Consider the following 24,540-nt stretch of genomic DNA (forward strand, 5'->3'; position numbering starts at 1 on the left):
ACAACAGGGAGGTTGTGGAGTATCTTTATGCGATCCGAGGGGCCGCCGAATTGACACAGGTCAATATTCTACAACTTCAATCTCCAGCCCATTCTCGTCGCGAAAGTAAAAGCGGCGGCCCGGCTCATAATTTCCATGGCTATAGGCCTCGTAGCCGCGTGCCTTCACCCGCGCCTCAACCGCTTCCAGATCGCCAACGGTGACACCCAGATGGTTCAGCCCACCCACCTGCGTGTAGGAATCGCCGGCCTTCTGCAAGTCTGGACCCGGCGCATAAAGCGCGACGTAGCTGTCATCGCCCCCAACATGCACAGAATACCCGTCCCCCTTGGCACTGCCTTGCCAGCGAATGCGCCATCCGAAGATATTCTCCAGCATAGCGGCAGAAGCGACGGGGTCAGGCACTGTCACGTTAAGATGTTCGAGAGTGGCTTGCATGGTCTTCTCCTGAATTTGGGGACGACTCATCTAAAATTCCTCAAGTCCACTTGAGGTAAAGCGCTTTCTCAAAAAAAGACCCGGGCACGAAGCCCGGGCCAAGTCCAACAGGGAGAGATGATGCCGTAACCCGGGCATCGACGGGTACTGAACTACCGTTCACGCAACCAGACGATAGCCGCCCGATTCGGTCACAAGAAGGCGCGCATTAGACGGATCTGGTTCGATTTTCTGCCGCAGACGGTAGATATGTGTCTCAAGCGTGTGGGTCGTGACACCGGCATTGTAGCCCCAGACTTCATGCAGAAGAATGTCACGCGCAACGACGCCATCCTGTGCACGATACAGGAACTTGAGGATGTTTGTTTCCTTCTCCGTAAGGCGAATCTTACGCTCATCCTCGGTGATCAGCATCTTCATGGCGGGCTTGAACGTGTACGGCCCAAGCTGGAAAACGGCGTCTTCCGATTGCTCGTGCTGCCGCAATTGCGCCCGAATACGGGCCAGAAGCACCGGAAAGCGGAATGGCTTGGTGACATAATCGTTGGCGCCCGCATCGAGGCCCAGAATCGTGTCGGCGTCGCTGTCATGGCCGGTCAGCATCAAGACAGGGCATTTCACACCCTGTTTGCGCATCAGGCGGCACAATTCGCGTCCGTCGGTATCGGGCAGGCCCACGTCGAGGATCACGAGGTCGTAGATACCTTCCTTGGCGCGCTCCATCGCTTGGGCGCCGTTGGCGGCCTCAAAGACATCGAAGTCTTCGGTCATCACCAGCTGTTCGCTGAGCGCTTCGCGCAGATCGTCATCATCGTCGACGAGAAGGATTTTCTTCAGGTTAGCCATGTGCCGCGTCCCCGTAATGTCTTGTTCCGTTGGCATGACATGACCCTGCGGAACGCCGCTTGTCTATGGATGTAACCGTCCCTCACGCGCGTGTGTGAGTTGGTGAGGGAATGTTTCAATTTCTGTCATTGGAGGGTTATGTGGGGTGAAATGACCTTATTGCCGTCCTCATCCGAACTTGTGGCCCGCGCGCGCAGCGATCTGCGCGTGGGTCTGCCTGTTGTGCTGCAGGGCCCGGATGGACTGCTGATGGTGCTGGCGTCCGAGACAGTGGGCGAAGATCGGCTGGCGGCCATGCGTGCCCTTGGCCCGGTCGTTGCCGCCATTACCGGCTGGCGGGCGGCAACTCTGAAGGTCCGCGTCTATGACGGCGATATCGCACGGATCGCGTTGCCAGCGGATGCAGGGGCGGCGTGGCTTTGCGATCTGGCCGATCCCGCCTGTGACCTGGCGGCCCCGCTGCGCGGCCCGTTCCGCGAGGTGCGCGAAGGCGATGCCACGCTGCACCGCCTGGCGCTGGTTCTCGCGAAATCCGCGCAACTTCTTCCCGCCGTCGCCGCCGTTGCAGTGTCCGAGGTGCCAACGGGCCTTACGGTCTTGAACGCCGCATTGGCGGCGGAGGATCTCGCCGCAGCCCCGGCCCTTGTGCCGGTCGCCGCCGCTGGCCTTCCAATGGAAGCCAGCGAAGCCGGGCGTCTCCATATCTTCCGCCCCGGCAATGGTGAGATTGAGCATTACGCAATCGAGATCGGGCGACCCGACCGCTCCCAACCAGTGCTGGCCCGTCTGCATTCCGCCTGTTTCACCGGCGATGTGCTTGGGTCCCTGAAATGCGATTGTGGCCCGCAATTGCGGACCGCCCTGGCGGATATGGGCAAAGCTGGCGCAGGCGTGCTGCTCTATCTCAACCAGGAAGGGCGCGGGATTGGGCTGGCAAACAAGATGCGCGCCTACGCCCTGCAAGATCAGGGCTTTGATACGGTGGAGGCCAATCACCGCCTAGGATTCGAGGATGATGAACGCGACTTCCGCTTGGGCGCGGGCCTGCTGAAACGCATGGGCTTCGGCGCGGTGCGGCTTGATGACCAACAATCCCCGCAAGGTGGACATGATGGGGGCCGAGGGGATCGACGTGGTGGAACGTGTGCCGCTTGTGACGCCCACCAACCGGTTCAACGCCCACTATCTTGATGTGAAGCGCGAAAAGTCGGGGCATTTGCTGTGACCAGCGCAGCATCACAGCCCCCTTCCGGCATCCCCACAGCTGTGAGCTGAGAATGCAGACCACACCGGAAGATATGGTACTGACGCCCTCTGGTTTACGGTTCTGGGGCGCGCGCCTACCGTTTACTGTGGGGCGCGGCGGCGTTGTTCGGGACAAACGGGAAGGCGATGGCGGGACACCCATTGGCGCGCATCGCATTGTCGGATGCCTCTATCGCCCCGACCGTCTGGCGCGGCCCAGTGACTGGGCTGTCCCGATCGGGCCCGGCGATCTGTGGTCTGACGATGCGCAACAAGACGATTACAACACCATGGTCCGCGCACCCTATCCCGGCTCAGCCGAACGGTTGATGCGGGGCGATCCGCTCTACGACATCGTGCTGATTACCGATTGGAATTGGCCCTACGCCGAGGCGGGCCGAGGCTCTGCGATCTTCATTCACCAATGGCGTGGGCCGGGGCGACCGACGGAAGGCTGCATCGGGCTGCGTCCCGATCATTTGCGCTGGGTGGTACCGCGCATCAGCTATGCGACACGCCTGATCGTGCCCGCCTCTCTCGCCCCTCAGTTGTAATCACGCTCGCCAAAAATGGCCGAACCCACACGGATATGCGTGGCACCCTGCCCGATGGCCGTCTCGAAGTCCGATGACATACCCATCGAAAGCCCTGCAAGGCCATTGCGCGCGGCAATCTTGGCCAGAAGCGCGAAGTGCAGACTGGGTTCTTCCTCAACGGGCGGGATGCACATCAATCCTTTGAGCGGCAGATCAAGCGCGCGGACCTCAGCGATAAAGGCGTCCGCCTCGGACGGAAGGCAGCCCGCTTTCTGCGGCTCTTCCCCCGTGTTCACCTGAACGAAAACCTCCGGGCTCTCGCCCCGTTCCTGGGCCAGACGCGCCAGCGTCGTCGCCAGCTTTGGCCGGTCGACCGTGTGGATCGTTGAAAACATCTCAACCGCCTGCCGCGCCTTGTTGGTTTGCAGCGGCCCGATGAGGTGAAGGTCGATATTGTCATACACCTCCTGAAACGCAGGCCAGCGCCCCTGCGCCTCCTGCACCCGGTTCTCGCCGTAAATGCGATGGCCCTGGTCCAGCACAGCCTGAACCCGTTCAGGCGGCTGCACCTTGGAGACGGCGATCAGGGTGATGTCTGCGGGGTCCCGACCATGGGACGTGGCAGAAGCGGCGATGCGGGATGTGATTTCATCAAGCGACATGTGTGCCGTTCCACCAAAGAAAAGAGCGGGCACAAGGCCCGCTCTCTCCGTAATCCGATAATCCGTTAGGATTAGAAGGACATTGCCACACCGAGCGACCAGTTGGACGAAGTGCCCAGCGATGGAAGCGGTTGCGCCAAGTCCGCGGTGTCGTTCACAGCGTCGACCGTGGACGAGCCGTAGCCGAGGTGTGCGGACAGACCGCCACCCAGGTCGTAGGATGCTGCGAGGCCGTAGCCGGAAGTGTCGGCTGCAGTTGCGTTTGCGTCCCAGTCGAACTGACCGTAGTTGGCGTGCACGGTGATGTCACCGAATGCGTACGATGCACCGACCAAGCAGCCAGGTGTGCTGGACCGGGTCTGCGAAGAGTGGCGATGCCGATCGGACGCGTGACAGTGCCAAGGCCGTTCAACGTCGATCTGCGAGATAGTTCACACCAGCCGACAGGCCGCCGTCGAGAGCAACCGTTGCCGAGATGCCCATGACGGTGATGCCCTGGGAGCCAGCGTTGATCGCATCCATGTCTTCAACGGTCTGGTAGCCAGCACCGATGGTGTAGGAACCGCCGCCGAACGAACCAGCGTAGCTTGCGCCGATGCCGTACACTGCGTCACCGGTGAAGGTCGTCGCCTGCGATGATTGCGTCTGCGACCGCCGGTATGGCGAAGCTGGGCAGGTTGACACGGCAGGCCGATCTGGCACTACGCCAGTGCAGAACGAGCCAGGTTGCCGAAGCAGCGACGTGGCAGTTGGTGCCGCCGTCGTCGTCCATCTCGATCGAGCCAGTGATCGTGAAGCCCGAAACCGAGTAGGAGTAGGACAGGACCTGGCCATCATACAGGCCGTCGAGGCCCGAGTTGCCCGAGTAACCAGCGTGCGTGGTCTCGTTGTCGTTGATGGAGCCAGGCGAACCGATGTTCACTTCCTGCATGCCAGCGTCGAAGCCGCCATCGGTGTCGCCCATCGTCAGCGTACCGAAATCGCCGGAGATGAAGATCGCAACGCCTGCGTCGTCGGTGCCAACGCCGCCAGCCGACTCGTCGAGGTCAACTGCTGCACCAAAGGTGATGCCGCTGTCGGTCTCGCCGGAGAGCGTGAAAGTAACGTCGATGTCCTGAACGAACTGGGTGACAGCGCCGCCGGAGCCGCCCTGGACGCCCATTTGTGCCGAACCGCTGAGCGCGACGTCGGCCGATGCGTAGCCAGCAGTCGCAACAAGCGCTGTGGTCGCAAAGAGAACCTTTTTCATGGTTTTTCCCTCGTGTTCACTTTAGAAGGTGCACCCCAAAACGGAACATCCGTGCTGGGTATGCCTCTGTCTCGCTCTTTGCCCCCGTGAATGCAAGAAACCGTCCCAGAGCCTCAAAAGGTTGCCTCTCGCATGGTGCAGACATGCCACAGTCTGCACCGAGGCCCGGCATAACAATGCCCCACCCGCGCCAGAAAGTGGCGGAAATAAGGCGGATACCAAGGAAAAGGCTCGCAAATTCGCGATGCCCGGGAATCGGTCCGACTCGTTTTCATCTGCCCTATTACACCCACATCACGCGCGTGCTCACGTACAAAGATGCACGCTCGCAATTCGAATCGATGGCTGCGCCCTGCCCTTTTCGACCCCTGGCGCACGCCAGGCGGCTCTACCAACGCAGCGATTCCCTGCGGCCATTTGGATGCATTTGGCCAGCCAGCCGTTCTGCGGCCTTGCCGCTATAGATGCGCTTGGGTAGAACAACGCGACAGATTTGAGCAGGGCAGTTGAGAATGGGTATGCGTTCAGGAAACTTTGTCGCCTTTGGCGCGGTGCTGGCCCTCTTGGCGGCGTGCGGCGGAACGGGCGATTTCGCCAACGACACAGACCTGCAGGCTGAGCGGCTGCAGCGCGAGGGGATCGCCCTCGACCCAGACCGCGAAACCATCTGGGATCTGTTCGGCAACAACGAAGACCCGTCCGTTACTGTCGAGGTAAACAGCTATCTCTGGCAGGCCTCCCTCGAAATTCTCGATTTCATGCCGCTTGAAGCAGCTGACCCCTTCACCGGCATCATCGCCTTTGGCTATGCGACACCGCCCGGCGGCAACCGCGCCTATCGCGCAACGGTCTACGTGACGGACCCGGCGTTGGAGGCGCGCTCGCTGCGTGTCGCCTTACAGGGCCGCAACGGCACTGCCGTCAGCCGCGCCACCGCCCGCCAGGTCGAAGACGCCATCCTGACCCGCGCGCGCCAACTACGGGTTGCGGACGGTCGGCTGTAGACCAGCCCGACTTGTCCGCTTAAACACGCGCCGGGCTGGTTCAGCCCGGCTTTTTACTGTCCCGCTCGTCCAAGGAAGACCAAGATGTCCCGCTACGACCCCGCCAAGATTGAGCCGAAATGGCAGAAAGCCTGGGAAGAGGCCGGGACCTTCCTTGCCAAGATGTCCGCCGACAAGCCGAAGTACTACGTGTTGGAGATGTTCCCCTACCCCTCGGGCCGCATCCATATCGGCCATGTGCGCAACTACACGATGGGCGACGTGATCGCGCGCTATAAGCTGAGCACGGGTCACAACGTCCTGCACCCGATGGGCTTTGATGCATTCGGGATGCCGGCTGAGAACGCAGCGATGGCGCAAGGCGGCCACCCCGCCGATTGGACCTATCAGAACATCGACACGATGGTCGCGCAGATGAAGCCATTGGGCTTCGGCATCGACTGGTCCCGCATGTTTGCCACCTGCGACCCGGAATATTACGGCCAGCAGCAGGCGCTGTTCCTCGATATGCTGGAGGCCGGGTTCATCGACCGAAAGAATGCAGTGGTGAACTGGGATCCGGTCGATATGACCGTTCTGGCCAACGAGCAGGTGATAGACGGCAAGGGCTGGCGCTCGGGTGCTGAGGTGGAGCGCCGCGAACTCACGCAATGGTTCTTCAAGATCTCCGACATGGCCGATGAACTGTTGGAAGCACTGGACGGGCTGGACGATTGGCCTGCCAAGGTCCGCCTGATGCAGGAAAACTGGATCGGCCGCTCGCGCGGCTTGCAATTCGCCTTCGGTCTGGTGGATGCCGTCGGTGGTCATGACCGGGTGGAGGTCTACACGACCCGCCCCGACACTTTGTTGGGCGCCAGCTTCGTGGGTATCTCTCCGGACCATCCCATCGCCAAGGAACTGGAAGCCAAGGACGACGCCGTCGCCGCCTTCTGCGCAGACTGCCGCAAGGGCGGCACCACGGCCGAGGCCATCGAGAAGGCCGAGAAGATGGGCTACGACACCGGCCTGCAGCGTCCGCCACCCGTTCGACACGGCGGCGGAACTGCCCGTCTACATCGCCAACTTCATCCTGATGGACTACGGCACCGGCGCGATCTTTGGCTGCCCGGCCCACGACGAACGCGATCTGGAATTCGCGCGCAAATACGACCTGCCCGTCGTCTCCACGTACGTGCCCGAGGCCGGAGAAGACGGCTTCACCCGCCCCGAAGACGGGGGCGAGGCCTACGTGCCGCCCAAAACGGAACGCGTCCGCTACGTGGCGGGCTTCGCAGGCGATGAGGTCCAGACCGGCAACGCCGCCATCGATGCCGCCATCGCATTCTGTGAGGGCGAAGGCGTCGGCCAAGGCGTCACCAAGTTCCGCCTCCGCGATTGGGGCCTCAGTCGCCAGCGCTATTGGGGTGCTCCGATTCCGGTTGTGCACTGCAAAGCCTGCGGTGTCGTGCCCGAGAAGAAAGAGAACCTGCCCGTCGAACTGCCAAAGGACGTCACCTTCGACATCCCCGGCAATCCGCTCGACCGTCACCCGACCTGGCGCGACGTGCCCTGCCCGTCCTGCGGTGCACCAGCCACGCGTGAGACGGACACGATGGACACGTTCGTCGACTCAAGCTGGTACTTCGCCCGCTTCACTTCCCTCATGCCGACACGCCGACGGCGCGGGAAGAAGCGGAATACTGGATGAACGTTGACCAATATATCGGTGGCATCGAGCACGCGATCCTGCACCTGCTCTATTCCCGGTTCTTCGCCCGCGCCATGCACCTGACCGGCCACCTGCCCCGCAAATCGATCGAGCCCTTCAACGCGCTCTTCACCCAAGGCATGGTGACCCACGCGATCTTCAAGACAACCGGCGCAGATGGCCGCCCCGTCTACCACTACCCCGAGGCTGTGGACCTGCGGGACGGCAAAGGCTTCCTGGAAGATGGCACGGAGGTCGAAATCGTCCCCTCCGCCAAGATGTCCAAATCCAAGAACAACGTCGTCGACCCCGTGGCGATCATCGAACAATATGGCGCCGACACCGCGCGTTGGTTCGTCCTGTCGGACTCCCCGCCCGAACGTGACGTCGAATGGACCGCTGCCGGGGCCGAGGCCGCCTATAAACATCTGGGCCGGGTCTGGTCGCTGTGCGATCGCATCGGCAATATGGACCGCACCGCGCCCGGCGAGGGCGACGATGACCTCCTGCGCGCCATGCACAAGGCGATCCACGACGTCACGATGGGCGTGGAAAGCTTCGGCTTCAACGCCGCCATTGCCAAACTCTACGGCTTCACCAACACGCTGCAGAAATCCAAAGCGTCCTACGCCGCCCAGCGCGAAGCGATCCTGACGCTCGCCCAATTGATGTCTCCCTTCACGCCGCATCTGGCCGAAGACATCTGGGCTTACCAAGGCGGCAAGGGCCTGATCGCCAACGCCGAGTGGCCCAAAGCGGATGAGGCGATGCTGGTGGAAGACACCGTCACCATGCCGATCCAGATCAACGGCAAACGCAAGTCCGAGATCAAGGTCGCCAAGGACGCCTCGAAGGAAGAGGTTGAAAAGATCGCGCTGGCAGACGACGCTGTGGTGAAGGCTTTGGACGGCAACCCGCCCAAGAAGCTGATCGTTGTGCCCGGACGGATCGTGAATGTCGTCGTTTAACCGCCGAACCCTGTGTTTCCTACTGCTGGCTCCGCTGGCGGCCTGCAACTTCCAGCCCGTCTACGGACCGGGCGGGTCGGGAACGGCCATCCGCGACCAGATCCGTGTGACCGATCCCGATACGCGGATCGAATTTGAAGTGCTGTCGCGCTTTGAGGATCGGCTTGGCACGGGCAACACCTATGAGCTCGACTATTCCATCGAAACCGGCCAGCGCAATCTGGCCATCGATGAAGCCGAGAATATCGACCGGATCAATGTGATCGGCTCTCTGGCATTCACTTTGCGTGAAGCCGGCACAGGGCGCATTCTCGAACAGGGTGAGGTTTCGACCTTCACCGCCTACGCCACCACGGCTTCTCCGGTTGCAACGGCCTCAGCCCGCCGCGACGCTGAGAACAGGCTGGCCGTCGCCTTGGCCGACCAACTTGTCACCCGCCTGCTCGCAGGCGCGCCCGGCTGGTCATGAAGCTCAGCACGCGCGACGCAAACACCTATTTCAAACGCCCTGATCAAAGCGCCGCGGGCTGCCTGATCTTCGGCGAAGACGCGATGCGTGTCGCCCTCAAGCGCCAGGACCTTCTCGCGGCCCTCCTCGGTGCCAATGCTGAGGAAGAAATGCGCCTGACCCGCCTTTCAGGCGCGGATCTCCGTTCGGACGGCGCGGCCCTCCTCGACGCCGTCAAAGCCGTGGGTTTCTTCCCCGGCCCCCGCGCCGTTCTGGTCGAAGGGGCCACCGACGGTCTCGCCAAGGTCTTCACCGCCGCGATGGAGGATTGGGCGGAGGGCGACGCACAAATCATCGCCACTGCCGGCCGCCTCACCCCCAAATCGGCGCTGCGCAAGGTGTTCGAAGGCTCCAAACGCGCCTATGCCGCCGCAATCTATGATGACCCGCCCGATCGTGCCCAGATCGAGGATTGGCTGAAGGAAGCCGGGCTGACCGCCCCCGACCGTGACGCCATGGCTGACCTTGAAGGCCTCGCTCGCTCCGTCCCGCCCGGCGACTTCCGGCAGATGATCGACAAGCTCGGCCTTTACAAACGCGGCGACGCCACGCCCGTTTCGCCCGCGGATATCGAGGCCGTGGCCCCCCTGACCCGCGAGGCCGAACTTGATGACATCCTCCACGCCACAGCGGAAGCCGAGACCGGCGCCATCGGCCCGATCCTGAACCGCCTCAAGCAGCAGGGCACCACGCCTGTTTCGCTGTGTATTGCCGCGCTCCGCCATTTCCGCGCTTTGCATTTGGCGGCGAGCCACCCGAATGGCCCCGCCGCAGGGTTGCAGGCCATGCGCCCCCCGTTTTCGGCCCGCGTCGCGACCGCATGGTCCGGCAAGCCAGCCGCTGGGGCCGCGACGCGCTGGAGTTGGCGCTGTCGATGCTTGTCGAAACCGACCTGACCTTGCGCTCAACCAGCGCGGCACCGCAAATGGCCGTCATGGAACGCACATTGATCCGGCTGGCCATGCTGCCGGGCAGAGGGAGAAGATAATGTATAAGATCTACGGCTCCGTGCGTAGCCGCGCGATGCGCGCCCTTTGGACCGCTGAAGAATTGAACGTGGACTACGAATTTGTCGAAGCCGCCCCCCGCTCGCCTGAAGCCAAAGCCATCAACCCGTCCGGCAAAGTGCCGTTCATGATGGCCGATGATCAGATCATCCCCGACAGCGTCGCGATCATGACCTATCTCGCCGACAAGCATGGCAGCCTGACCGCGCCCGCCGGAACGATTGCCCGCGCGCAGCAGGACAGCTTCGTGCAACTGGTGAATGACGAGATCGACAGCCTCCTGTGGACCGCTGCACGCCACAGCTTCATCCTGCCCGAAGATCACCGCGTTCCGGCGATCAAGGAGTCCCTCAAATGGGAATTCGCCACGACCCAGAATACGGTCGCGGACCGGATGAACGCGGACGGTCCTTTCGTTGCGGGGGTTGAGATCTCGATTGCCGACATCCTGCTCAGCCACTGCATAGGGTGGGCGGCAAACGCGAAATTCGACGTCACGAACGAACGGCTGATCGACCACAATGCGATGATGCGCGCGCGGCCCGCCTTCAAACGCGCGATGAGCCAGGGCGGCTGAGCGTGCACTACAATTGTAGTTACAGAAAAACTACAGATTCACTACAGGATCATTATCCCGATTTCAGGGCCAATACCGCGCTGCATGTTCCCCGGCCCAACGCCCGGTCGCCAAGCACGCGCTGATCAGATAGCCGCCCGTCGGCGCCTCCCAATCCAGCATCTCACCGGCCACATGTATACCGGGTAAGTCCCGAAGCATAAGGCCAGATGTCACAGCGTTTTGCGTGACGCCGCCCGCCGTCGAAATCGCCTCGTCCATCGGTCGCGGGCCGTTATGTTTGATGGGCAGTGCCTTGATCAAAGCGGCCAGCGCAGACGCGTCCTCCGGCAACGGATGCGCGAATTCCCTCAGCAGAGCCCGCTTCGCCTCATCCAGCCCCAGCTTGGTCAATGCCTTGGTCAGCGTCTGCTTTTTCGGGCGTCCCTTTAGGCGACGCGCAAGCTCCGCCTCGTCGCGACCCGGTAGCAAATCCAGCGCCAGATCAGCCCCGTCGCGCACGGCGGCCGAGACCGCGTAGATCCCGCCACCCTCAAGCCCACGCTGCGACAGAACCGCTTCGCCCTTCACCGATTTTCCGTTCACGATCAACGCGATGTTCTTAAGCGGCGCGCCGAATTGCGGGGCCATATACTCAGACCATTCAACCACAAACCCCATATTCGCAGGCTTGAACGGCGCGATTTCAACACCCTTCTCTACCAGCCACGGCGCCCATGCGCCGTCGCTTCCCAGCCGCGCCCAGGACGCGCCGCCAAGCGCCAGAACAGTCACATTTGGGTGCAGGACGTGCCGTCCGTCCGGCGTGTCGAAGGCAAGCCCCTCGCCTTCAAACCCAACCCATTGCCAACGCAACCGCAGCTCCGCCTCGATCCGCCTGAGCCACGCCCGCAACAGCGGCGAGGCCTTCATCGCACGCGGAAAGACACGGCCCGTCGAGCCGGTGAAAACGGGCTGCCTAAGGTCCTCGGCAAAGGCCATGACCTCCACCGGATCAAGCCGCGCGATCATCGGATAGAGCCAATCGGCGGCGTCGCCATAGGCATTCACAAAGCGGCCAAGGTCTTCATCCTTGGTCAGGTTCAGTCCCGACTTGCCCGCCATCAGAAACTTGCGCCCCGCGGAAGGTTTCCCCTCACAAATCAGCACCTTACGGCCCGCCCTCGCCAACGTCTCCGCCGCCATCAGACCGGCAGGACCCGCCCCCACAACAAGCGCATCGACCTTGCCTTCCATGCCCACCGCGCCATCCTCACCTGCCATGGATGACACCCCGATCTGCCCGCTGTGCGACCGCCCGATCCCGCCGGATGCACCGCAAAGCCTGCACCATCTGGTGCCAAAGCTGCGCGGCGGCAAAGGCGGGCCGACGGTGCTCATCCATCAGATCTGTCACAACGAGATTCATGCCACCCTGTCCGAGGCCGAGCTTGCGCGCGTCTACAACACGCCCGAGGCCTTGCGCAGCCATCCGCGCTTGGCAAAGTTCTTTAAATGGGTCGCCAAACGCCCGCCGGATTTTCATTCCAAAACCGCCGGTGGACGCCGCGCGTGGAAACACAAATAGGCACCAAGGAGGGGCAAGTCCGCTCACCCCACCATCGCCTTGATCGCACGCACATTTTCCGTGTCCCCCGCCAGCGCGGGTGCGCATAGCGCCTCGGCCTCTGTCAGCAGCGCGTCGCGCTCCACGACACGGTCCACCAACCCAAAGGCCAGCGCCTCCTCCGTGGTCAGGCGCGCGCCGGACATCAGCACCAGCTTGGCGCGTGCGGATCCAATCAGCGCCGCAAGGCGCCCGGGATCCGACGGCTGCGGCAGAAATCCAAGCTTCGCGACCGGGTAAAAGAACGACGCACCCGGCACACACAGCCGAATGTCGCAGGCCAATGCCATCCCGAATGCACCCCCGCAAGCGTGCCGTTCAGGGCAGCAATAGTGGGGCACGGCATCGCCGCCAAAGCGCCCGAGACCCGTTCCCACAATGGCGATATGGCCAGCCCCGCGCGCGCTTCATCAAGGTCGGCTCCTGCCGAGAACACCTTCTCTCCGGCGCCCGTCAAGATGACCGCTTTAGGGTTCGCAACCTCAAAAAGCTCCGCCAATTCCTGCAGCATGGCGCCGGTCAGAGAGTTTGCTTTTTCTGGCCGGTTCAGGGCGACGTTCAGCAATCCGCCCTTCTCTGAAACATCAATCAAATCAGTCCCACCGCTTTCCGAACGCCTTCATCCCGCAGGGAAATATCGGCACCCAAATACTCATCCGCGTCGGCCGTGCACATCCAGGCGAGCGCCTTGGCGGGCCATTCCGGAGGAATGTGATCTTCCCAATTCAACGCGCTGACCGGGTTCACGCCGGATGCTTTGATCTCTTTTTGCATCTGCGTGGCAACCGTACCGGGGCTCAGCCCAAGCGCACGGATACCCCTATCGGCCATCTCCTTGTGCAGACAGCGCGTCAGCATCAATGCCGCCGCTTTGGAAGAACAGTAGTGCGACCAGCCTTCCAGCGCATTGGTGGCAGCCCCCGACGAAATCCCGATGATCGTCCCACCATGCGCCGCCATATGCGGTAAGGCTGCCCGCGCGCCGTTGAACGTGCCTTTCAGATTGATGTCGATCACCTGCCCCCACGCGTCAGCCTCGGTCTCTTCAATCCGCGCGACAGGTTCGATCACACCGGCATTGTTGATGACAACATCCAGCGACCCAAACGTATCGACGGCGGCGTTGTAGGCGGCCTCAACCTCCCAATAGCGGGCCACGTCGCAAGGCACGGCGAGGGCCGCATCCCCAATCTCGCCCGCAAGTTCCACGATGGCATCACGACTGCGCGCCATCAGAACAACCTTCGCCCCAAGGGCCGCAAATTCCCGTGCAGCGGCGGCACCGATCCCACGACTTGCGCCCGAAATCGCAACGACCTTCCCAGATACAGCATGTGTCATCTGCCTGACCTTTCGCGTTTGGAATATCGTGGGTCCAGCCCTACCGCCCCAGCCCGAATTGGGCCAGCCCCTTCCTCGTGACCGCGCGCTGCCGGACAAGCTAGGGTGATCCCTACTTGACCCAACGCGCAGAGAGTCCGACCTTGTTTTGATAAGCCTTCCCGTAGATGGAGCCGATAATTTGATGACACGTTTCTGTTTTTCGCTTTCAACCCTTGCTCTTGTTGCCGCCAGCCCCGCCTTTTCTGACACATTGGCCACCGAGGTTTGGGCCGAATGGCAGGCTCAGGCCGCGATTTCCGGGCAAACCATATCTGCCACCGAAACTCCGACGGATACCGGTTTGACCCTGACGAACTTCATCTCGGCCTTTGAGGATGATGACATCATGACCCGTGGCGTCATTGATGAAATCCAAATGACCGAGAACCCGGACGGCACACTCTCGATCACCTTCTCCGAGCTTTATTCGCTGACCTTCACGTTCGAGGTCGACGACGATGATCCACCCGGGAATATCGAACTGCAATTGCGCCATGAAGGGCTCGACGTGCGCGTGTCGGGCGATGCGGGCAACCGGACCTATGCCTATTCCGCAGACCGCATCCTGATCACGGATGGGGCGATCTGGGGCGGCGGCAGCGAGCCGCCGACCATCGACCTCGACATGGTGATGACCGATGTGGAAAGCACCTATTCCGTGACCGGGGACACGCCTGAGACTATGCGTTTTGCGAGCACGGGGTCCGCCGGTGGCATGCAGATGGCGTTGGAGTTGCTGCCCCCGTCCGGTGAAACGGGCCGCTTCAAGGCAGGTCTGCTCATCGGCGCCATCGAAGGCAACAGCAGCGGCACATTCTCCTCCATCGCGGCCCTGAACCAGGTCAGCACGGAGTTGCCAGACGGCGTCGAGCTCAGCGGGACCACGGCTTACGACTCCTTCGCGCTGGAATTCGAATTCGAAGATGTGGGCGAGCAATTTGCGGTCGCCTATTCCAATGAAGGCGGCAGCCTGGGCGTTGCCTTCAGCGAGGATGAAATATCCTACGACATCTCCGGGACCGGCATGCAAACCCGTATCACCGCCATCGACCTGCCGGTGCCGGTCGATGTATCGGTTGCATCCTCCGAGATCGCCTTTGCGATCCCGCTTTCTGCCGGGGACGCGCCGCAGGACGCCTCAGTCCGTCTGGCCTATGAGGACCTCGCATTGGGTGATGGGATTTGGGCTATGATGGACCCGACCAATGCCATTCCACGTGATCCGGCCAGCCTGATCCTTGATGCAACCGGTCAGATTCAATTGTTCGTTGATCTCATGACTCTGGACCCTGAAGAGATGACCGGACCGCCCGGTGAATTGCGCGCGCTCAACGTCAGCGAATTGCGCATTGGCGCAGGCGGCGCCGAGCTTTCAGGTACCGCGGATGTGAGTTTTGCGCCCGGGCAGTTGATGCCGATGCCTGTTGGCGCGGCCGAATTGCAATTGTCCGGCGGCAACGCGCTTCTGGATGCGTTGATGGCGGGCGGGCTAGTTCCATCCGATCAAGGTGCCTTTGTGCGCGGCATGGCCAATGTCTTCGCTCGGCCCGGTGCCGCGCCAGACACGTTAGAGACCAGTGTGCAGTTCGGCGCGGATGGATCGATCACGGCAAACGGGATCCCGCTGCAATAGCCCCAAGTTTCACGCGTCTTTGCGGCCCGGTCCATCACGGATCGGGCCGTTTCGCTTGCATGCCCCTGACCCGCGCCCTACGTCGAGAATGACAAGAGCCAAAGGGGTATCCATGAGCCATTCCGAGATTGCACCGCTGACCGAGGCTCTGCTGAGTGCCGCAAAAGCCGCCGGAGCGGATGCAGCTGACGCGATTGCCGTTGACGGCACCTCGATCCGCATCGAGGTCTTGAACGGCGCGCTCGAAATGGCGGAACGCTCAGAGGGGGTGGACCTTGGCTTGCGCGTGCTGGTCGGCCAACGGCAGGCCTGCGTTTCGGCCTCGGATACGGAACCCGGCACGCTAACGGAAATGGCCGAACGCGCGGTCGCGATGGCACGCCTTGCCCCCGAAGACCCCAATATCGGGCTGGCCGAGCCAGAGGCTTTGTCGGACATCCGGGATGGCGATGCGCTGGACCTGAATGATCCGGGCGAAAACCCGGACCCCGCCGGGCTGGAGGTCCGCGCCCTGGAAGCCGAGGCCGCCGCCCTGGCGGTCAACGGGATCAGCCAGGTCTCTACCGCCGGGGCCGGCTATAGCCGTCGTCGCATCCATCTTGCCGCCTCCAACGGCTTTTCCGGCGGTTACGCGCGCAGCGACCATAGCGTCTTCTGCGTTGCCATTACCGGTGAAGGCACCGGGATGGAGCGCGACTATTTCGGCGACGGTCGCAACCATCTGAGTGATTTGATGCACGCCTCCGACGTGGGTCGCATCGCGGCCGAACGCACAGTGGCGCGCGCAGGCGCAAAGAAGCCACCCACGGGCGCGTTTCCTGTTATCTACGATGAACGGATATCCTCGGGCCTGATCGGCCACCTGCTATCGGCCACCAACGGGGTGTCCATTGCCCGCGGATCCTCATGGGCGCGCGATCTCTTGGGCGAACAGGTTTTGCCCTCACATCTTTCCCTGATTGAGGAGCCACACCGCCCCCGCACGTCAGGCAGCCGCCCCTTTGACGCCGAAGGCTTGCCGACACGGGACCGCGCGATTGTGGAAAACGGCGTGTTGACCGGGTGGACCCTCGACCTTGCCTCAGGACGGCAACTTGACATGCCGTCAACAGCCAGCGCCAGCCGGGGCACGGGCGGGCCGCCTTCGCCGAGCGTCGGCAATGTGCGCCTCACCGCCGGTGACGCGTCGCTTGAGGCACTTCTCGCCGAAATGGGCACTGGCCTTCTGATCACGTCGATGATCGGCTCGTCCATCAACGCAACCACGGGCGACTATTCGCGCGGCGCGTCCGGTTTCTGGGTCGAGAATGGCGAGATCGCTTATCCGGTGAACGAATGCACGGTCGCCGGAAATCTGAAGGACATGCTGCGCACAATCGTGCCTGCCAATGATGCGAGGCCGCATCTGAGCCGCGTGGTCCCCTCGCTCCTCGTTGAAGGATTGACGATTGCCGGGGCCTGACGACGACCTTGAGCTGCTGATCCAGGCCGCGGAACGCGCAGGCGACATTGCGGGGCAATATTTCCAACGCGATCCGCAGATTTGGGACAAAGGCGCTGAAGGCCCTGTGACCGAGGCCGACCTCGCCGTCGACACTATGCTGCGCGAAACACTGCTTGGCGCGCGCCCGCACTACGGCTGGTTGTCCGAGGAGACCGAGGATGATCCAGCACGCCTTTCCACCGAGACGGTTTTCATTTGCGACCCCATCGATGGCACGCGCGCCTTCATCGAAGGCGGGCGCAGCTTTGCGCACTCTCTTTCAGTGGTGCATCGCGGACAGGTGATCGCGGGCGTTGTTTTCCTTCCGATGCGCGAAAAACTCTACGCGGCCGCAAAGGGGCGGGGTACAACGCTAAACGGTCAGCCGGTTCGCGTGACGGGCGCAACGGACCCGGCCCAATCTACCTTCCTGACCACCAAGGCGAACCTCACGCCCGAGCATTGGCCAAACGGCATTCCGACAGTTGAGCGCGCCTATCGCCCGTCTTTGGCCTATCGCATGTCTTTGGTGGGGGAAGGCCGTTTCGATGGCATGATGACGTTCCGCCCAACTTGGGAATGGGACATCGCGGCCGGCACGCTCATCATCGAGGAAGCCGGGGGCCGGGCCACGTCAAGTCGCGGCGCGCCACTGGTATTCAATGGGCAAAGCGCTCAGGTCGATGGAGTTTTGGCTGGTGCGCCGGACGTCCATCAGGCGCTGGTGACGCAACGGGCTTAGCGCCCCGACAATTCGAACACGATCACGTTCAACGGCCCGGTGGACATCATCCGGGCGGAGGACAGCGTGTCGTCCCCCTCGGGCGGGATGGCATAGGCGTCGGCAGGCAGGGAAAGTGTTGCAAGCACGGTGATAAACAGAAGCGAGGCCAGGAGAACAAGGGATATGCGAAGGGTCATGGCAGCAATCTGTGGCTCAAAATGGGAGGGCGGCGAAATCTTCCGTTCGTCTACCGTACTTACCCCTTGAACATACGCCGAGCCGCGAAGTCGCGCGAGTAAGGCTCTCCTTACCTGCATGTCCGAAAGGAAAGCCCCCGGCGCGGAGGGGAGGACGCGCCAGGGGCCGGGGAGGGAGACGGACAGGGGTTTGACGGAGCGACCCCGGAGAGAGAGGGGGAGAGAGGGACAAGGGCCGCTCCGCGTTGGGTTTGCCGCGGATTAGCGGCTGGACCCGAGATCAAGGCCAGAGACACCGTTAACACGGCCAGAGCCGAGATCAGTGCCCGAAACGGTCGCTGGCGCCTCGACGCCGAAGGACCAAGCCTGGGCGGGCGAGGTGTCGATGGCGAGCGTGGCGGTAATTGCCAGTGCAGCGATCAGAGCGGTAAATGCTTTGGTCATTGGAAAAGTTCCTCCGTTTCGATGACATCAATATGCGCCTTCACGTTGCCCGGCGCGAGACAGGGAAACCCGACCCTCACAATCCTGTCAGCCGCTTGTAACGGGCCCGTCGCTTGACGCCCCCGCCACACGCCGTAAGGGTTCACGCTGTATCCAGAACGACCGGAGACCTCCCCATGCCCCAACGCCTGCACCTTGTTTTCGGCGGTGAGCTTGTCGACCCGCAGAAGACCGAATTCGAGAACGTCGATGACATCCATATCGTCGGCATGTTCAGCGATTACGACAGCGCCTATGACGCCTGGAAATCCGAAGCGCAGCGCACCGTGGACAATGCCCATATGCGGTACTTCATCGCCCATATTCACCGGCTGCGGGATGAAGAGGCCGAAGCCTCCTCGACCGAGGAACTGGGCAGCTAAGCCCCGACATGGCGCGTTCGATCTTCCTTGGCCTCTACCTTGCATGGTCTGCGCGCGGCGGACGTGCGTTTGCCGAGCGCAAACTGCGCGAGCGTGTGGCCGCAGGAAAGGAAGACGCGCCGCGCCTTGATGAGCGGCGCGGGATCGCAAGCCAGCCCCGGCCTGATGGACCTTTGATCTGGTTCCATGCGGCCTCGGTCGGTGAGTCCGTTGCCATCCTCGAACTTGTCCGCCGGGTGCTGGAAGAGCGTGACGATGCCCATGTGCTCGTGACGACCGGCACGGTGACATCCGCCGAAGTCATGGCGGACCGCCTGCCGGCGCGTGCGATCCACCATTACGCGCCCCTTGATGCCAAAGCCTTTGTGACCGCATTCCTCGACCATTGGCGCCCCGATGTGGCGATCTGGACAGAAAGTGAGCTTTGGCCAACGCTTGTTGTCGAAACCGACGCGCGTGGCATTCCGATGCTGCTTCTCAATGCCCGCATGTCGAAGGCCAGCCACGACAAATGGCGTTTTGCCAAGGGCGTCGTGCGTAACCTTCTTGAACGATTTCACATGGCCTTGGTGCAAGATGAGCTGACCCAAAGCTACTTGCGACGACTGGGAATGCCCGCGGACCGCATGAAAGTGCTTGGCACGCTCAAGGAAGGGGCCGCAGCCCTGCCGTGTGATGAAGAGGAGCGTGCGGAACTGGCCAAGGTCTTGGCTGGCCGCCCTGTCTGGTTGGCCGCCTCGACCCATGATGGCGAGGAGAAGCTGGTGCTGAAGGCCCATCGCATGGCGATGCGTACCTCTCCCCGCTTGCTGTTGATCCTGGTGCCCCGCCACCCCGAACGCGGTGATGAAATTGCCACTCTGCTGCAAAGCGACGGCTGGCGCTTCACGCGCCGGGCGGCCGATGAAAGCCTCACGGATGATGCACAAGTCTATCTTGCCGATACCATGGGCGAGATGGGTCTGTGGTACAGGCTGGCCCCCATCAGCTTTGTGGGCGGCTCGCTTGTGGCGATTGGCGGACACAATCCGTTTGAGCCCGCAGCCCTCGGCTCAGCCATCTTGCATGGGCCTTATGTGACGAATTTCGTCGACATCTACCAACGCCTGTCTGAGGCCGAAGCCGCACGGCTGGCGCCGTCACCCGAAAAGCTGGCGGACCATGTTGTCACCCTTCTCAGCCCGGAGGAGGCGGCGGGTATGGCAGCCTCAGCCTGGGGGGTGATATCGGATGGGGCGGATGTGACGGACCGGGCCTTGGCCCTGATCCTGGATACATGGGACGAGGCGGAGCTGCGCACCATTCGGAAAGGCGCAGCCTGATGCGCGCCCCGGGCTTTTGGCATCAACCGGCGGGGCTTGCCTCTGCCCTGCTATCGCCGCTTGGCGCGCTTTACGCGAACGGCACGGCACGGCGGCTGGCAAATGGCCCGCGCGAAAAGGTGGCCGTGCCAATCATCTGCATCGGCAATATCAACGCGGGCGGCACCGGCAAGACGCCGACGGTTATCGCGCTGGCCGAAAAGCTGCGAGGGCGCGGGCTCACGCCCCATGTCGTCAGCCGTGGGTACGGCGGGTCGATTTCGGGGCCGACACAGGTGGACGAACGCAGCCACACTGCGGACGAAGTCGGTGATGAGCCCCTGTTGCTGGCCGCCTTCGTTCCGACATGGATTGCAACCGACCGTGCCGCCGGTGCACGCGCAGCGGTGGCTACCGGGGCAGAGGTCATCTTGCTCGACGACGGGTTCCAGAACCCCGCGCTGCACCATGATTTGTCGCTTGTCGTGGTCGACGCGTGGCGCGGCTTCGGCAATGGCAAGGTCATGCCAGCGGGTCCGTTGCGGGAACCTGTTCGCCGTCGGCATGGCGCGCGCTGATCTACTGCTGTCGATCGGCGCGGATGCCGCGCAGCAAAGGTTCGCCGACCGTTGGGGCGCATCGGTGACAAAGCCGCATCTGACGGGCGAGTTGGTCCCCCTGCCCACCGGCCTGCCGCTTGATGGAATGCCGGTGCTGGCCTTTGCCGGGATCGGCCATCCAGAGAAATTCTTTGCGACCCTGCGCAGCCTTGGCGCGGATTTGCATGCGGCGCATGCCTTGGCGGATCACCAACCGCTTAGCGACACCCTGATGACTCGCCTGATCCGCGAGGCCGACATGAGGGGCGCGCAAGTGGTCACGACCGAAAAGGACGCGGTGCGCCTGAAGCCCGAATTCCGCGCCCGTGTGATGACCGTGCCCGTGCGGCTGCGTCTTAACGAAGAAGGGCCGCTGAATGCGGCCCTCGACACGATTTTGTCCGAGTATGATCGGAGACTAGGCGTCAGCCAGCCGCTTCAAGCTCGGCATCGATCATGACCGCTCAATGTCTCGTAGTTCATGTTGCCGTTCAACTCGCCATTGAGAACGAAGGCGGGCGTGCCGGGGATGTCATGGACTGCGATATTCGCCTCGTAGGTGGCAATCATCGCCTCGGCCATCGCGGCATCCGTCATGCAGGCATCAAGCTCTTCATTGGTCAGGCCAGCGGTACGACCGATCCGACGCAGGTTCTCGGCCACCTCGGCGGGGGAGCCTTGCGTCCATTCCGACTGGTTTTCGTAGATCAAATCGACAATGCCGAAATACCGCAGCGGTCCGCCGCAACGCGCCATCATCCCGGCCCAAAGACCGTAGCGGTCGAAATAGACCTCTCGGTAGACGAAGTTGATCAGGCCAGGTTCGATGTAGTCGGCATTCAGGCTGCGGATAGACGTTTTGATGGAAGTTGCGGCAATGCGGGCAGGTGAAGCTGGCATATTCGATCAGTGTGACCGCCGCGTCCGGATTGCCTTTCGACATCTCGATAACCTCGGGCAAATCGCCCGACACTTCCTGCGCGTTGGCAGGCTGGAAAGGCAGAAGGTCGGCGGCCGTATCCGGGGCCTGTGCGCCCTGGCCCTGCCAAAGCAGGTAGCCGCCTGCGCCCAAAACGCCGGTGGCGCCGCCCAATAACATGGCTCTGCGATGCATCGTGATCTCCTCAGGTGTTCGAATTCGTTTGATTGCTAAATATGTTCCTCGCCAGTTTTCGCAAGGCATCGCGCAACGCGGGATCGGTGATCGTGTCCAACCCTTCTGTCGCCTTGGACAGGCGCGCAGGGTCGGGTTTGCGCTTTTCGCGCGGCTTTTGGCCTTCAAAGAGCAACTTTGCCCTCGGCAAAGCCGGTGGGCGCGGTTTGAGTGATCTGCACATCTTTGATCGCGGAATAGCCGTAGCAGGCATTCACGCGGGTGATGATCACCTCTTTCTGCATGGCGAGCATCGGGGCATGGGCACCGGTCGTCAGCACCTGCAAGGTGCCGCCCATTCCGCGCCCGAACCTGATCTTCAACGGCAGTGCAACGTCCGCAATATCCGGGCCAACAATCTCGGCCCAATGGGTGAGCAGCTTAGTTTCGGCAAAGCCGCGCTTTTCGGCGGGGCTGCGCAGCTCTGGACCCACCAGCGACACGGCACGCTCAAACCCGCGCATTCGGCGGCGCGGCTGAGCATTGGTCGGTGCGGGGCTTTTTGCCATGCCGGGTTGATCCTTTCGTCAGCCGCACTCTATGCGTTCATGAGGACGCTAACCAATAACAAGCGGCACAGGTTGGATAACGCATGCGTGATGAGGCCATCGGGAGCGAGCTTTTGGCGTGGTATGACGCGAATGCCCGCGTTTTGCCATGGCGTGTGCCGCCTGGTTCCACAGAACCGGCGGATCCCTACCGCGTCTGGATGTCCGAAATCATGCTGCAGCAAACAACCGTTGCGGCCGTCAAAGCGTTTTTTGAGCGGTTCACCGACGCTTTGGCCAACCGTATCAGACCTCGCCGCGGCAGAGGATTCGGCGGTGATGGGAGAATGGGCGGGCCTTGGCTACTACGCCCGCGCCCGCAACCTGCTGAAATGCGCGCGAGTAGTTGTGGCAGAGCACGGCGGCCAGTTTCCCGACACCGAAGAGGGGCTTCTGACCCTGCCCGGGGTGGGCCCCTACACGGCCGCCGCCATCGCCTCCATCGCGTTCAATCGCCCCGCTGCGGTCATGGACGGCAATATCGAACGTGTCATGTCGCGCTTGTTCTGCGTGGAAGAGCCGTTGCCGACCTCCAAGCCAACCCTCAAGGCCTATGCAACGCGGCTTACCCCGACCCATCGGCCCGGCGATCATGCGCAAGCGTTGATGGATCTGGGCGCTACGATTTGTACGCCGAAGTCGCCCGCCTGTGGCATCTGCCCGCTGATGGCAGGATGCGCCGCACGCAAACAAGGTGTCGCCGCTGAGTTGCCCCGCAAGCTGCCGAAAAAGGCAAAGCCGACACGCCTTGGCTATGTCTACATCGCGCGCCGGGCCGACGGCGCATTGTTGCTCGAAACACGGCCAGACAAGGGGTTGTTGGGCGGGATGCTGGCCTTTCCCACGTCCGACTGGTCCGAAGCGCCCACGGATACGCCACCGCTCAACACCAGCTGGTACGACCCGAAACTTGAGGTGCGTCATACCTTCACCCATTTCCACTTGCGGCTTGCGCTGCGTGTGGCCGAGGCCGACCAGGATGCGACACCTGACCGCGGCACGTTCACGCCCGCCGCCAAATTTTCGCCCAGTACCTTGCCTACAGTATTTCGCAAAGCCTTCGACCTTGGCCGTGGCGTCACCGTTGACGCGGCGGGGGCGAAAGGTTGACTTTGCAAGGGAACCGTAAGGACGACCCGATGATCCAACCCTCCGCCATGGCGAAACTGCATCGCGCCCTGCCCTTCTGGCTGAGCCTTCTGCTGATCCCGCTCATTGCATTCGTGGCCATGCAAGGCGGCTGGTGGCTGGCTCTGGTGCCGCTGAGCACATGGTGGCTGTTTTCGGTCCTTGATCACATTGCCGGTCTGGAATTGGAAAACGCGGACCTGTCGACATCGGACACGCAACTGTTCTGGTATCGTCTGATCACCCTGATCTGGCCGCCTCTGCAAATCATCACGATCTTTGGCGTCATCGCCTATGCGGTCCGCGCCGATCACTTGTCGGGCGTTGAGCTGTGGGCCCTGTCCTTCGGCCTTGGCATTCTGAGCGGGACAATCGGCATCAACTATTCCCACGAACTGATGCACCAGCGGCCGAAACATGAACGCTGGCTAGGTGATGTGCTTCTGGCCTCTGTCCTTTATTCGCATTTCCGGTCCGAGCACCTTTTGGTCCATCACCGCTATGTAGGCACGCGCCGCGACCCGGTGACGGCGCGATTCAACGAAGGTTTCCATCGCTTCTTTCCCCGCGTCCTGCGCGAGTCGCTGCTATCGGCCTGGGGTGCAGAGAAAGCGATGCTCGCCCGCAAGGGCCTACCGGTTTGGGACGGCTCCAACCCGTTCTGGCGATATCTGGCGCTACAGGCCGGGTTCCTTGCCCTCGCGCTGATGGTCGGTGGTTGGATCGGTCTGCTGATGTTCCTCAACCAGGCCTTTGTCGCGATCTGGCAGTTGGAACTGACCAACTACATCGAGCATTACGGACTGACACGAAAGCACCTTGGAGGCGGCAAATACGAACATGTTCAGCCGCGCCATTCCTGGAATGCGGCGCACAAGGCCTCCAACTGGTTGCTGATCAACTTGCAGCGCCATTCGGATCATCACTATAAGCCCGACCGCCGCTTTCCCCTATTGCAGACCTACACCGAGGCAGAGGCCCCGCAACTGCCATTTGGGTACCCGGTCATGACCGCGGTGGCGATGCTGCCGCCCGTGTGGAAGCGGGTCATGAACAGACGGGTCAGGCGCTGGCGCGAAATGTACTATCCGGAAATCACGGACTGGCAGGCCTACAACAAGGGCCAGCATCCCCTTCCGCGCTGAAGGCACGCGAGGGATTGCGCCGACTTCGTCGTCGCCGAACTGGG

General features: G+C 62.2%; 22 protein-coding genes and 7 pseudogenes. 16 read left to right on the forward strand and 13 right to left on the reverse strand.

Features of this window, described 5'->3' with window-relative positions; all coding sequences use genetic code 11:
• Positions 1-60: 60 nt before the first annotated feature.
• Both ACZ1HK_RS12200 and ACZ1HK_RS12205 read right to left on the reverse strand, forming a co-directional pair.
• A complete protein-coding gene (locus ACZ1HK_RS12200; protein ID WP_472630828.1) occupies positions 61-438 on the reverse strand; it encodes a VOC family protein in 378 nt (125 codons plus the stop codon).
• Positions 439-597: 159 nt separating this feature from the next.
• Entirely contained in the window at positions 598-1,284 is a 687-nt protein-coding gene (locus ACZ1HK_RS12205) for a response regulator transcription factor (RefSeq protein ID WP_472628934.1), read from the reverse strand.
• A gap of 150 nt (positions 1,285-1,434) precedes the next feature.
• Between ACZ1HK_RS12205 and ribA the strand changes: the two are divergent.
• Both ribA and ACZ1HK_RS12215 read left to right on the forward strand, forming a co-directional pair.
• Positions 1,435-2,509: pseudogene (gene ribA, locus ACZ1HK_RS12210) on the forward strand (GTP cyclohydrolase II).
• 52 nt (positions 2,510-2,561) lie between these two features.
• A complete protein-coding gene (locus tag ACZ1HK_RS12215; RefSeq protein WP_472628935.1) occupies positions 2,562-3,083 on the forward strand; it encodes a L,D-transpeptidase family protein in 522 nt (173 codons plus the stop codon).
• Here ACZ1HK_RS12215 and ACZ1HK_RS12220 read toward each other — a convergent pair.
• The 4 genes from ACZ1HK_RS12220 to ACZ1HK_RS12235 form a co-directional block, all read right to left on the reverse strand.
• Entirely contained in the window at positions 3,074-3,727 is a 654-nt protein-coding gene (locus ACZ1HK_RS12220; protein ID WP_472628936.1) for a YggS family pyridoxal phosphate-dependent enzyme, read from the reverse strand. The genes ACZ1HK_RS12215 and ACZ1HK_RS12220 overlap by 10 nt on opposite strands.
• Before the next feature lie 71 nt (positions 3,728-3,798).
• Positions 3,799-4,062, reverse strand: coding sequence for a porin (locus ACZ1HK_RS12225; RefSeq protein ID WP_472628937.1), 264 nt, complete (start codon positions 4,060-4,062; stop codon positions 3,799-3,801).
• Between the two features lie 73 nt (positions 4,063-4,135).
• Positions 4,136-4,333 carry a hypothetical protein gene (locus ACZ1HK_RS12230; RefSeq protein WP_472628938.1) on the reverse strand — a complete coding sequence of 66 codons (198 nt, stop codon included), beginning with the start codon at positions 4,331-4,333 and terminating at the stop codon, positions 4,136-4,138.
• A gap of 4 nt (positions 4,334-4,337) precedes the next feature.
• Positions 4,338-4,976, reverse strand: coding sequence for a porin (locus tag ACZ1HK_RS12235; RefSeq protein ID WP_472628939.1), 639 nt, complete (start codon positions 4,974-4,976; stop codon positions 4,338-4,340).
• Between the two features lie 512 nt (positions 4,977-5,488).
• Here ACZ1HK_RS12235 and ACZ1HK_RS12240 point away from each other — a divergent pair.
• From ACZ1HK_RS12240 to ACZ1HK_RS12260, 5 genes and pseudogenes are all read left to right on the forward strand, one after another.
• The gene (locus ACZ1HK_RS12240; RefSeq protein WP_472628940.1) at positions 5,489-5,980 is read left to right on the forward strand and encodes a DUF3576 domain-containing protein; all 492 of its coding nucleotides are present in this window, start codon (positions 5,489-5,491) and stop codon (positions 5,978-5,980) included.
• An 84-nt stretch (positions 5,981-6,064) separates the two neighbouring features.
• Positions 6,065-8,638 (forward strand): annotated as a pseudogene (leuS, locus tag ACZ1HK_RS12245) (leucine--tRNA ligase).
• Positions 8,625-9,107 carry an LPS assembly lipoprotein LptE gene (gene lptE, locus ACZ1HK_RS12250; protein ID WP_472628941.1) on the forward strand — a complete coding sequence of 161 codons (483 nt, stop codon included), beginning with the start codon at positions 8,625-8,627 and terminating at the stop codon, positions 9,105-9,107. The pseudogene leuS and the gene lptE overlap by 14 nt, the downstream one beginning before the upstream one ends.
• Positions 9,104-10,134 (forward strand): annotated as a pseudogene (holA, locus tag ACZ1HK_RS12255) (DNA polymerase III subunit delta). Before lptE ends, holA begins: the two are co-directional and overlap by 4 nt.
• Entirely contained in the window at positions 10,134-10,730 is a 597-nt protein-coding gene (locus ACZ1HK_RS12260) for a glutathione S-transferase family protein (RefSeq protein ID WP_472628942.1), read from the forward strand. Before holA ends, ACZ1HK_RS12260 begins: the two are co-directional and overlap by 1 nt.
• 63 nt (positions 10,731-10,793) lie before the next feature.
• Here the strand turns inward: ACZ1HK_RS12260 and ACZ1HK_RS12265 are convergent, their stop codons facing one another.
• Complete coding sequence (locus tag ACZ1HK_RS12265) at positions 10,794-11,993, reverse strand: BaiN/RdsA family NAD(P)/FAD-dependent oxidoreductase (protein ID WP_472628943.1); 1,200 nt, start codon at positions 11,991-11,993, stop codon at positions 10,794-10,796.
• Between ACZ1HK_RS12265 and ACZ1HK_RS12270 the strand changes: the two genes are divergently transcribed.
• Positions 11,992-12,297 (forward strand): HNH endonuclease family protein, encoded by a 306-nt coding sequence (locus ACZ1HK_RS12270; RefSeq protein WP_472628944.1) that lies wholly within the window; start codon positions 11,992-11,994, stop codon positions 12,295-12,297. The two genes, ACZ1HK_RS12265 and ACZ1HK_RS12270, sit on opposite strands and share 2 nt — an antisense overlap.
• A 23-nt stretch (positions 12,298-12,320) precedes the next feature.
• On the opposite strand, the pseudogene ACZ1HK_RS12275 reads toward ACZ1HK_RS12270, so the two are convergent.
• Together ACZ1HK_RS12275 and ACZ1HK_RS12280 are read right to left on the reverse strand one after the other, a co-directional pair.
• Positions 12,321-12,928: pseudogene (locus ACZ1HK_RS12275) on the reverse strand (enoyl-CoA hydratase/isomerase family protein).
• Positions 12,925-13,677, reverse strand: a complete 753-nt coding sequence (locus tag ACZ1HK_RS12280) for an SDR family oxidoreductase (protein ID WP_472628945.1) — start codon at positions 13,675-13,677, stop codon at positions 12,925-12,927. The pseudogene ACZ1HK_RS12275 and the gene ACZ1HK_RS12280 overlap by 4 nt, the downstream one beginning before the upstream one ends.
• A gap of 184 nt (positions 13,678-13,861) precedes the next feature.
• Between ACZ1HK_RS12280 and ACZ1HK_RS12285 the strand changes: the two genes are divergently transcribed.
• From ACZ1HK_RS12285 to ACZ1HK_RS12295, 3 genes are all read left to right on the forward strand, one after another.
• Positions 13,862-15,352 carry a DUF2125 domain-containing protein gene (locus ACZ1HK_RS12285; RefSeq protein ID WP_472628946.1) on the forward strand — a complete coding sequence of 497 codons (1,491 nt, stop codon included), beginning with the start codon at positions 13,862-13,864 and terminating at the stop codon, positions 15,350-15,352.
• Between the two features lie 112 nt (positions 15,353-15,464).
• Complete coding sequence (locus ACZ1HK_RS12290; RefSeq protein WP_472628947.1) at positions 15,465-16,814, forward strand: TldD/PmbA family protein; 1,350 nt, start codon at positions 15,465-15,467, stop codon at positions 16,812-16,814.
• A complete protein-coding gene (locus ACZ1HK_RS12295) occupies positions 16,801-17,577 on the forward strand; it encodes an inositol monophosphatase family protein (protein ID WP_472628948.1) in 777 nt (258 codons plus the stop codon). The genes ACZ1HK_RS12290 and ACZ1HK_RS12295 overlap by 14 nt, the downstream gene beginning before the upstream one ends.
• Here the strand turns inward: ACZ1HK_RS12295 and ACZ1HK_RS12300 are convergent.
• Together ACZ1HK_RS12300 and ACZ1HK_RS12305 are read right to left on the reverse strand one after the other, a co-directional pair.
• Positions 17,574-17,756, reverse strand: a complete 183-nt coding sequence (locus tag ACZ1HK_RS12300) for a hypothetical protein (RefSeq protein WP_472628949.1) — start codon at positions 17,754-17,756, stop codon at positions 17,574-17,576. The two genes, ACZ1HK_RS12295 and ACZ1HK_RS12300, sit on opposite strands and share 4 nt — an antisense overlap.
• Before the next feature lie 261 nt (positions 17,757-18,017).
• On the reverse strand, positions 18,018-18,200 hold the full coding sequence (locus tag ACZ1HK_RS12305) for a hypothetical protein (protein ID WP_472628950.1): 183 nt from the start codon (positions 18,198-18,200) through the stop codon (positions 18,018-18,020).
• 176 nt (positions 18,201-18,376) lie between these two features.
• On the opposite strand from ACZ1HK_RS12305, the gene ACZ1HK_RS12310 reads away from it, so the two are divergent.
• The 3 genes and pseudogenes from ACZ1HK_RS12310 to lpxK form a co-directional block, all read left to right on the forward strand.
• Positions 18,377-18,622 carry a DUF4170 domain-containing protein gene (locus ACZ1HK_RS12310; RefSeq protein ID WP_472628951.1) on the forward strand — a complete coding sequence of 82 codons (246 nt, stop codon included), beginning with the start codon at positions 18,377-18,379 and terminating at the stop codon, positions 18,620-18,622.
• 8 nt (positions 18,623-18,630) lie between these two features.
• Positions 18,631-19,944 carry a 3-deoxy-D-manno-octulosonic acid transferase gene (locus tag ACZ1HK_RS12315; RefSeq protein WP_472628952.1) on the forward strand — a complete coding sequence of 438 codons (1,314 nt, stop codon included), beginning with the start codon at positions 18,631-18,633 and terminating at the stop codon, positions 19,942-19,944.
• A pseudogene (gene lpxK, locus ACZ1HK_RS12320) lies at positions 19,944-20,919 on the forward strand (tetraacyldisaccharide 4'-kinase); the annotation flags it as partial. The gene ACZ1HK_RS12315 and the pseudogene lpxK, both read left to right, overlap by 1 nt.
• Before the next feature lie 28 nt (positions 20,920-20,947).
• On the opposite strand, the pseudogene ACZ1HK_RS12325 reads toward lpxK, so the two are convergent.
• Positions 20,948-21,636 (reverse strand): annotated as a pseudogene (locus tag ACZ1HK_RS12325) (DsbA family protein).
• Positions 21,637-21,800: 164 nt separating this feature from the next.
• Positions 21,801-22,184, reverse strand: coding sequence for a DUF721 domain-containing protein (locus ACZ1HK_RS12330; RefSeq protein ID WP_472628953.1), 384 nt, complete (start codon positions 22,182-22,184; stop codon positions 21,801-21,803).
• A gap of 83 nt (positions 22,185-22,267) precedes the next feature.
• Here ACZ1HK_RS12330 and mutY point away from each other — a divergent pair.
• Positions 22,268-23,333: pseudogene (gene mutY, locus ACZ1HK_RS12335) on the forward strand (A/G-specific adenine glycosylase).
• Between the two features lie 29 nt (positions 23,334-23,362).
• On the forward strand, positions 23,363-24,496 hold the full coding sequence (locus ACZ1HK_RS12340) for an alkane 1-monooxygenase (protein ID WP_472628954.1): 1,134 nt from the start codon (positions 23,363-23,365) through the stop codon (positions 24,494-24,496).
• The last annotated feature ends 44 nt before the right edge of the window (positions 24,497-24,540 follow it).

It is taken from the genome of Gymnodinialimonas sp. JB5-7, from assembly GCF_055693405.1.

Coding starts and splice junctions, on each gene's coding strand:
- ACZ1HK_RS12240 (WP_472628940.1), top strand. CDS start 5,489: ATGGGTATGCGTTCAGGAAACTTTGTCGCCTTTGGCGCGGTGCTGGCC.
- ACZ1HK_RS12205 (WP_472628934.1), bottom strand. CDS start 1,284: ATGGCTAACCTGAAGAAAATCCTTCTCGTCGACGATGATGACGATCTG.
- ACZ1HK_RS12340 (WP_472628954.1), top strand. CDS start 23,363: ATGATCCAACCCTCCGCCATGGCGAAACTGCATCGCGCCCTGCCCTTC.
- ACZ1HK_RS12270 (WP_472628944.1), top strand. CDS start 11,992: ATGGATGACACCCCGATCTGCCCGCTGTGCGACCGCCCGATCCCGCCG.
- ACZ1HK_RS12220 (WP_472628936.1), bottom strand. CDS start 3,727: ATGTCGCTTGATGAAATCACATCCCGCATCGCCGCTTCTGCCACGTCC.
- ACZ1HK_RS12315 (WP_472628952.1), top strand. CDS start 18,631: ATGGCGCGTTCGATCTTCCTTGGCCTCTACCTTGCATGGTCTGCGCGC.
- ACZ1HK_RS12330 (WP_472628953.1), bottom strand. CDS start 22,184: ATGGCAAAAAGCCCCGCACCGACCAATGCTCAGCCGCGCCGCCGAATG.
- ACZ1HK_RS12200 (WP_472630828.1), bottom strand. CDS start 438: ATGCAAGCCACTCTCGAACATCTTAACGTGACAGTGCCTGACCCCGTC.
- ACZ1HK_RS12310 (WP_472628951.1), top strand. CDS start 18,377: ATGCCCCAACGCCTGCACCTTGTTTTCGGCGGTGAGCTTGTCGACCCG.
- ACZ1HK_RS12300 (WP_472628949.1), bottom strand. CDS start 17,756: ATGACCCTTCGCATATCCCTTGTTCTCCTGGCCTCGCTTCTGTTTATC.
- ACZ1HK_RS12260 (WP_472628942.1), top strand. CDS start 10,134: ATGTATAAGATCTACGGCTCCGTGCGTAGCCGCGCGATGCGCGCCCTT.
- ACZ1HK_RS12280 (WP_472628945.1), bottom strand. CDS start 13,677: ATGACACATGCTGTATCTGGGAAGGTCGTTGCGATTTCGGGCGCAAGT.
- lptE (WP_472628941.1), top strand. CDS start 8,625: ATGTCGTCGTTTAACCGCCGAACCCTGTGTTTCCTACTGCTGGCTCCG.
- ACZ1HK_RS12265 (WP_472628943.1), bottom strand. CDS start 11,993: ATGGCAGGTGAGGATGGCGCGGTGGGCATGGAAGGCAAGGTCGATGCG.
- ACZ1HK_RS12305 (WP_472628950.1), bottom strand. CDS start 18,200: ATGACCAAAGCATTTACCGCTCTGATCGCTGCACTGGCAATTACCGCC.
- ACZ1HK_RS12285 (WP_472628946.1), top strand. CDS start 13,862: ATGACACGTTTCTGTTTTTCGCTTTCAACCCTTGCTCTTGTTGCCGCC.
- ACZ1HK_RS12235 (WP_472628939.1), bottom strand. CDS start 4,976: ATGAAAAAGGTTCTCTTTGCGACCACAGCGCTTGTTGCGACTGCTGGC.
- ACZ1HK_RS12290 (WP_472628947.1), top strand. CDS start 15,465: ATGAGCCATTCCGAGATTGCACCGCTGACCGAGGCTCTGCTGAGTGCC.
- ACZ1HK_RS12215 (WP_472628935.1), top strand. CDS start 2,562: ATGCAGACCACACCGGAAGATATGGTACTGACGCCCTCTGGTTTACGG.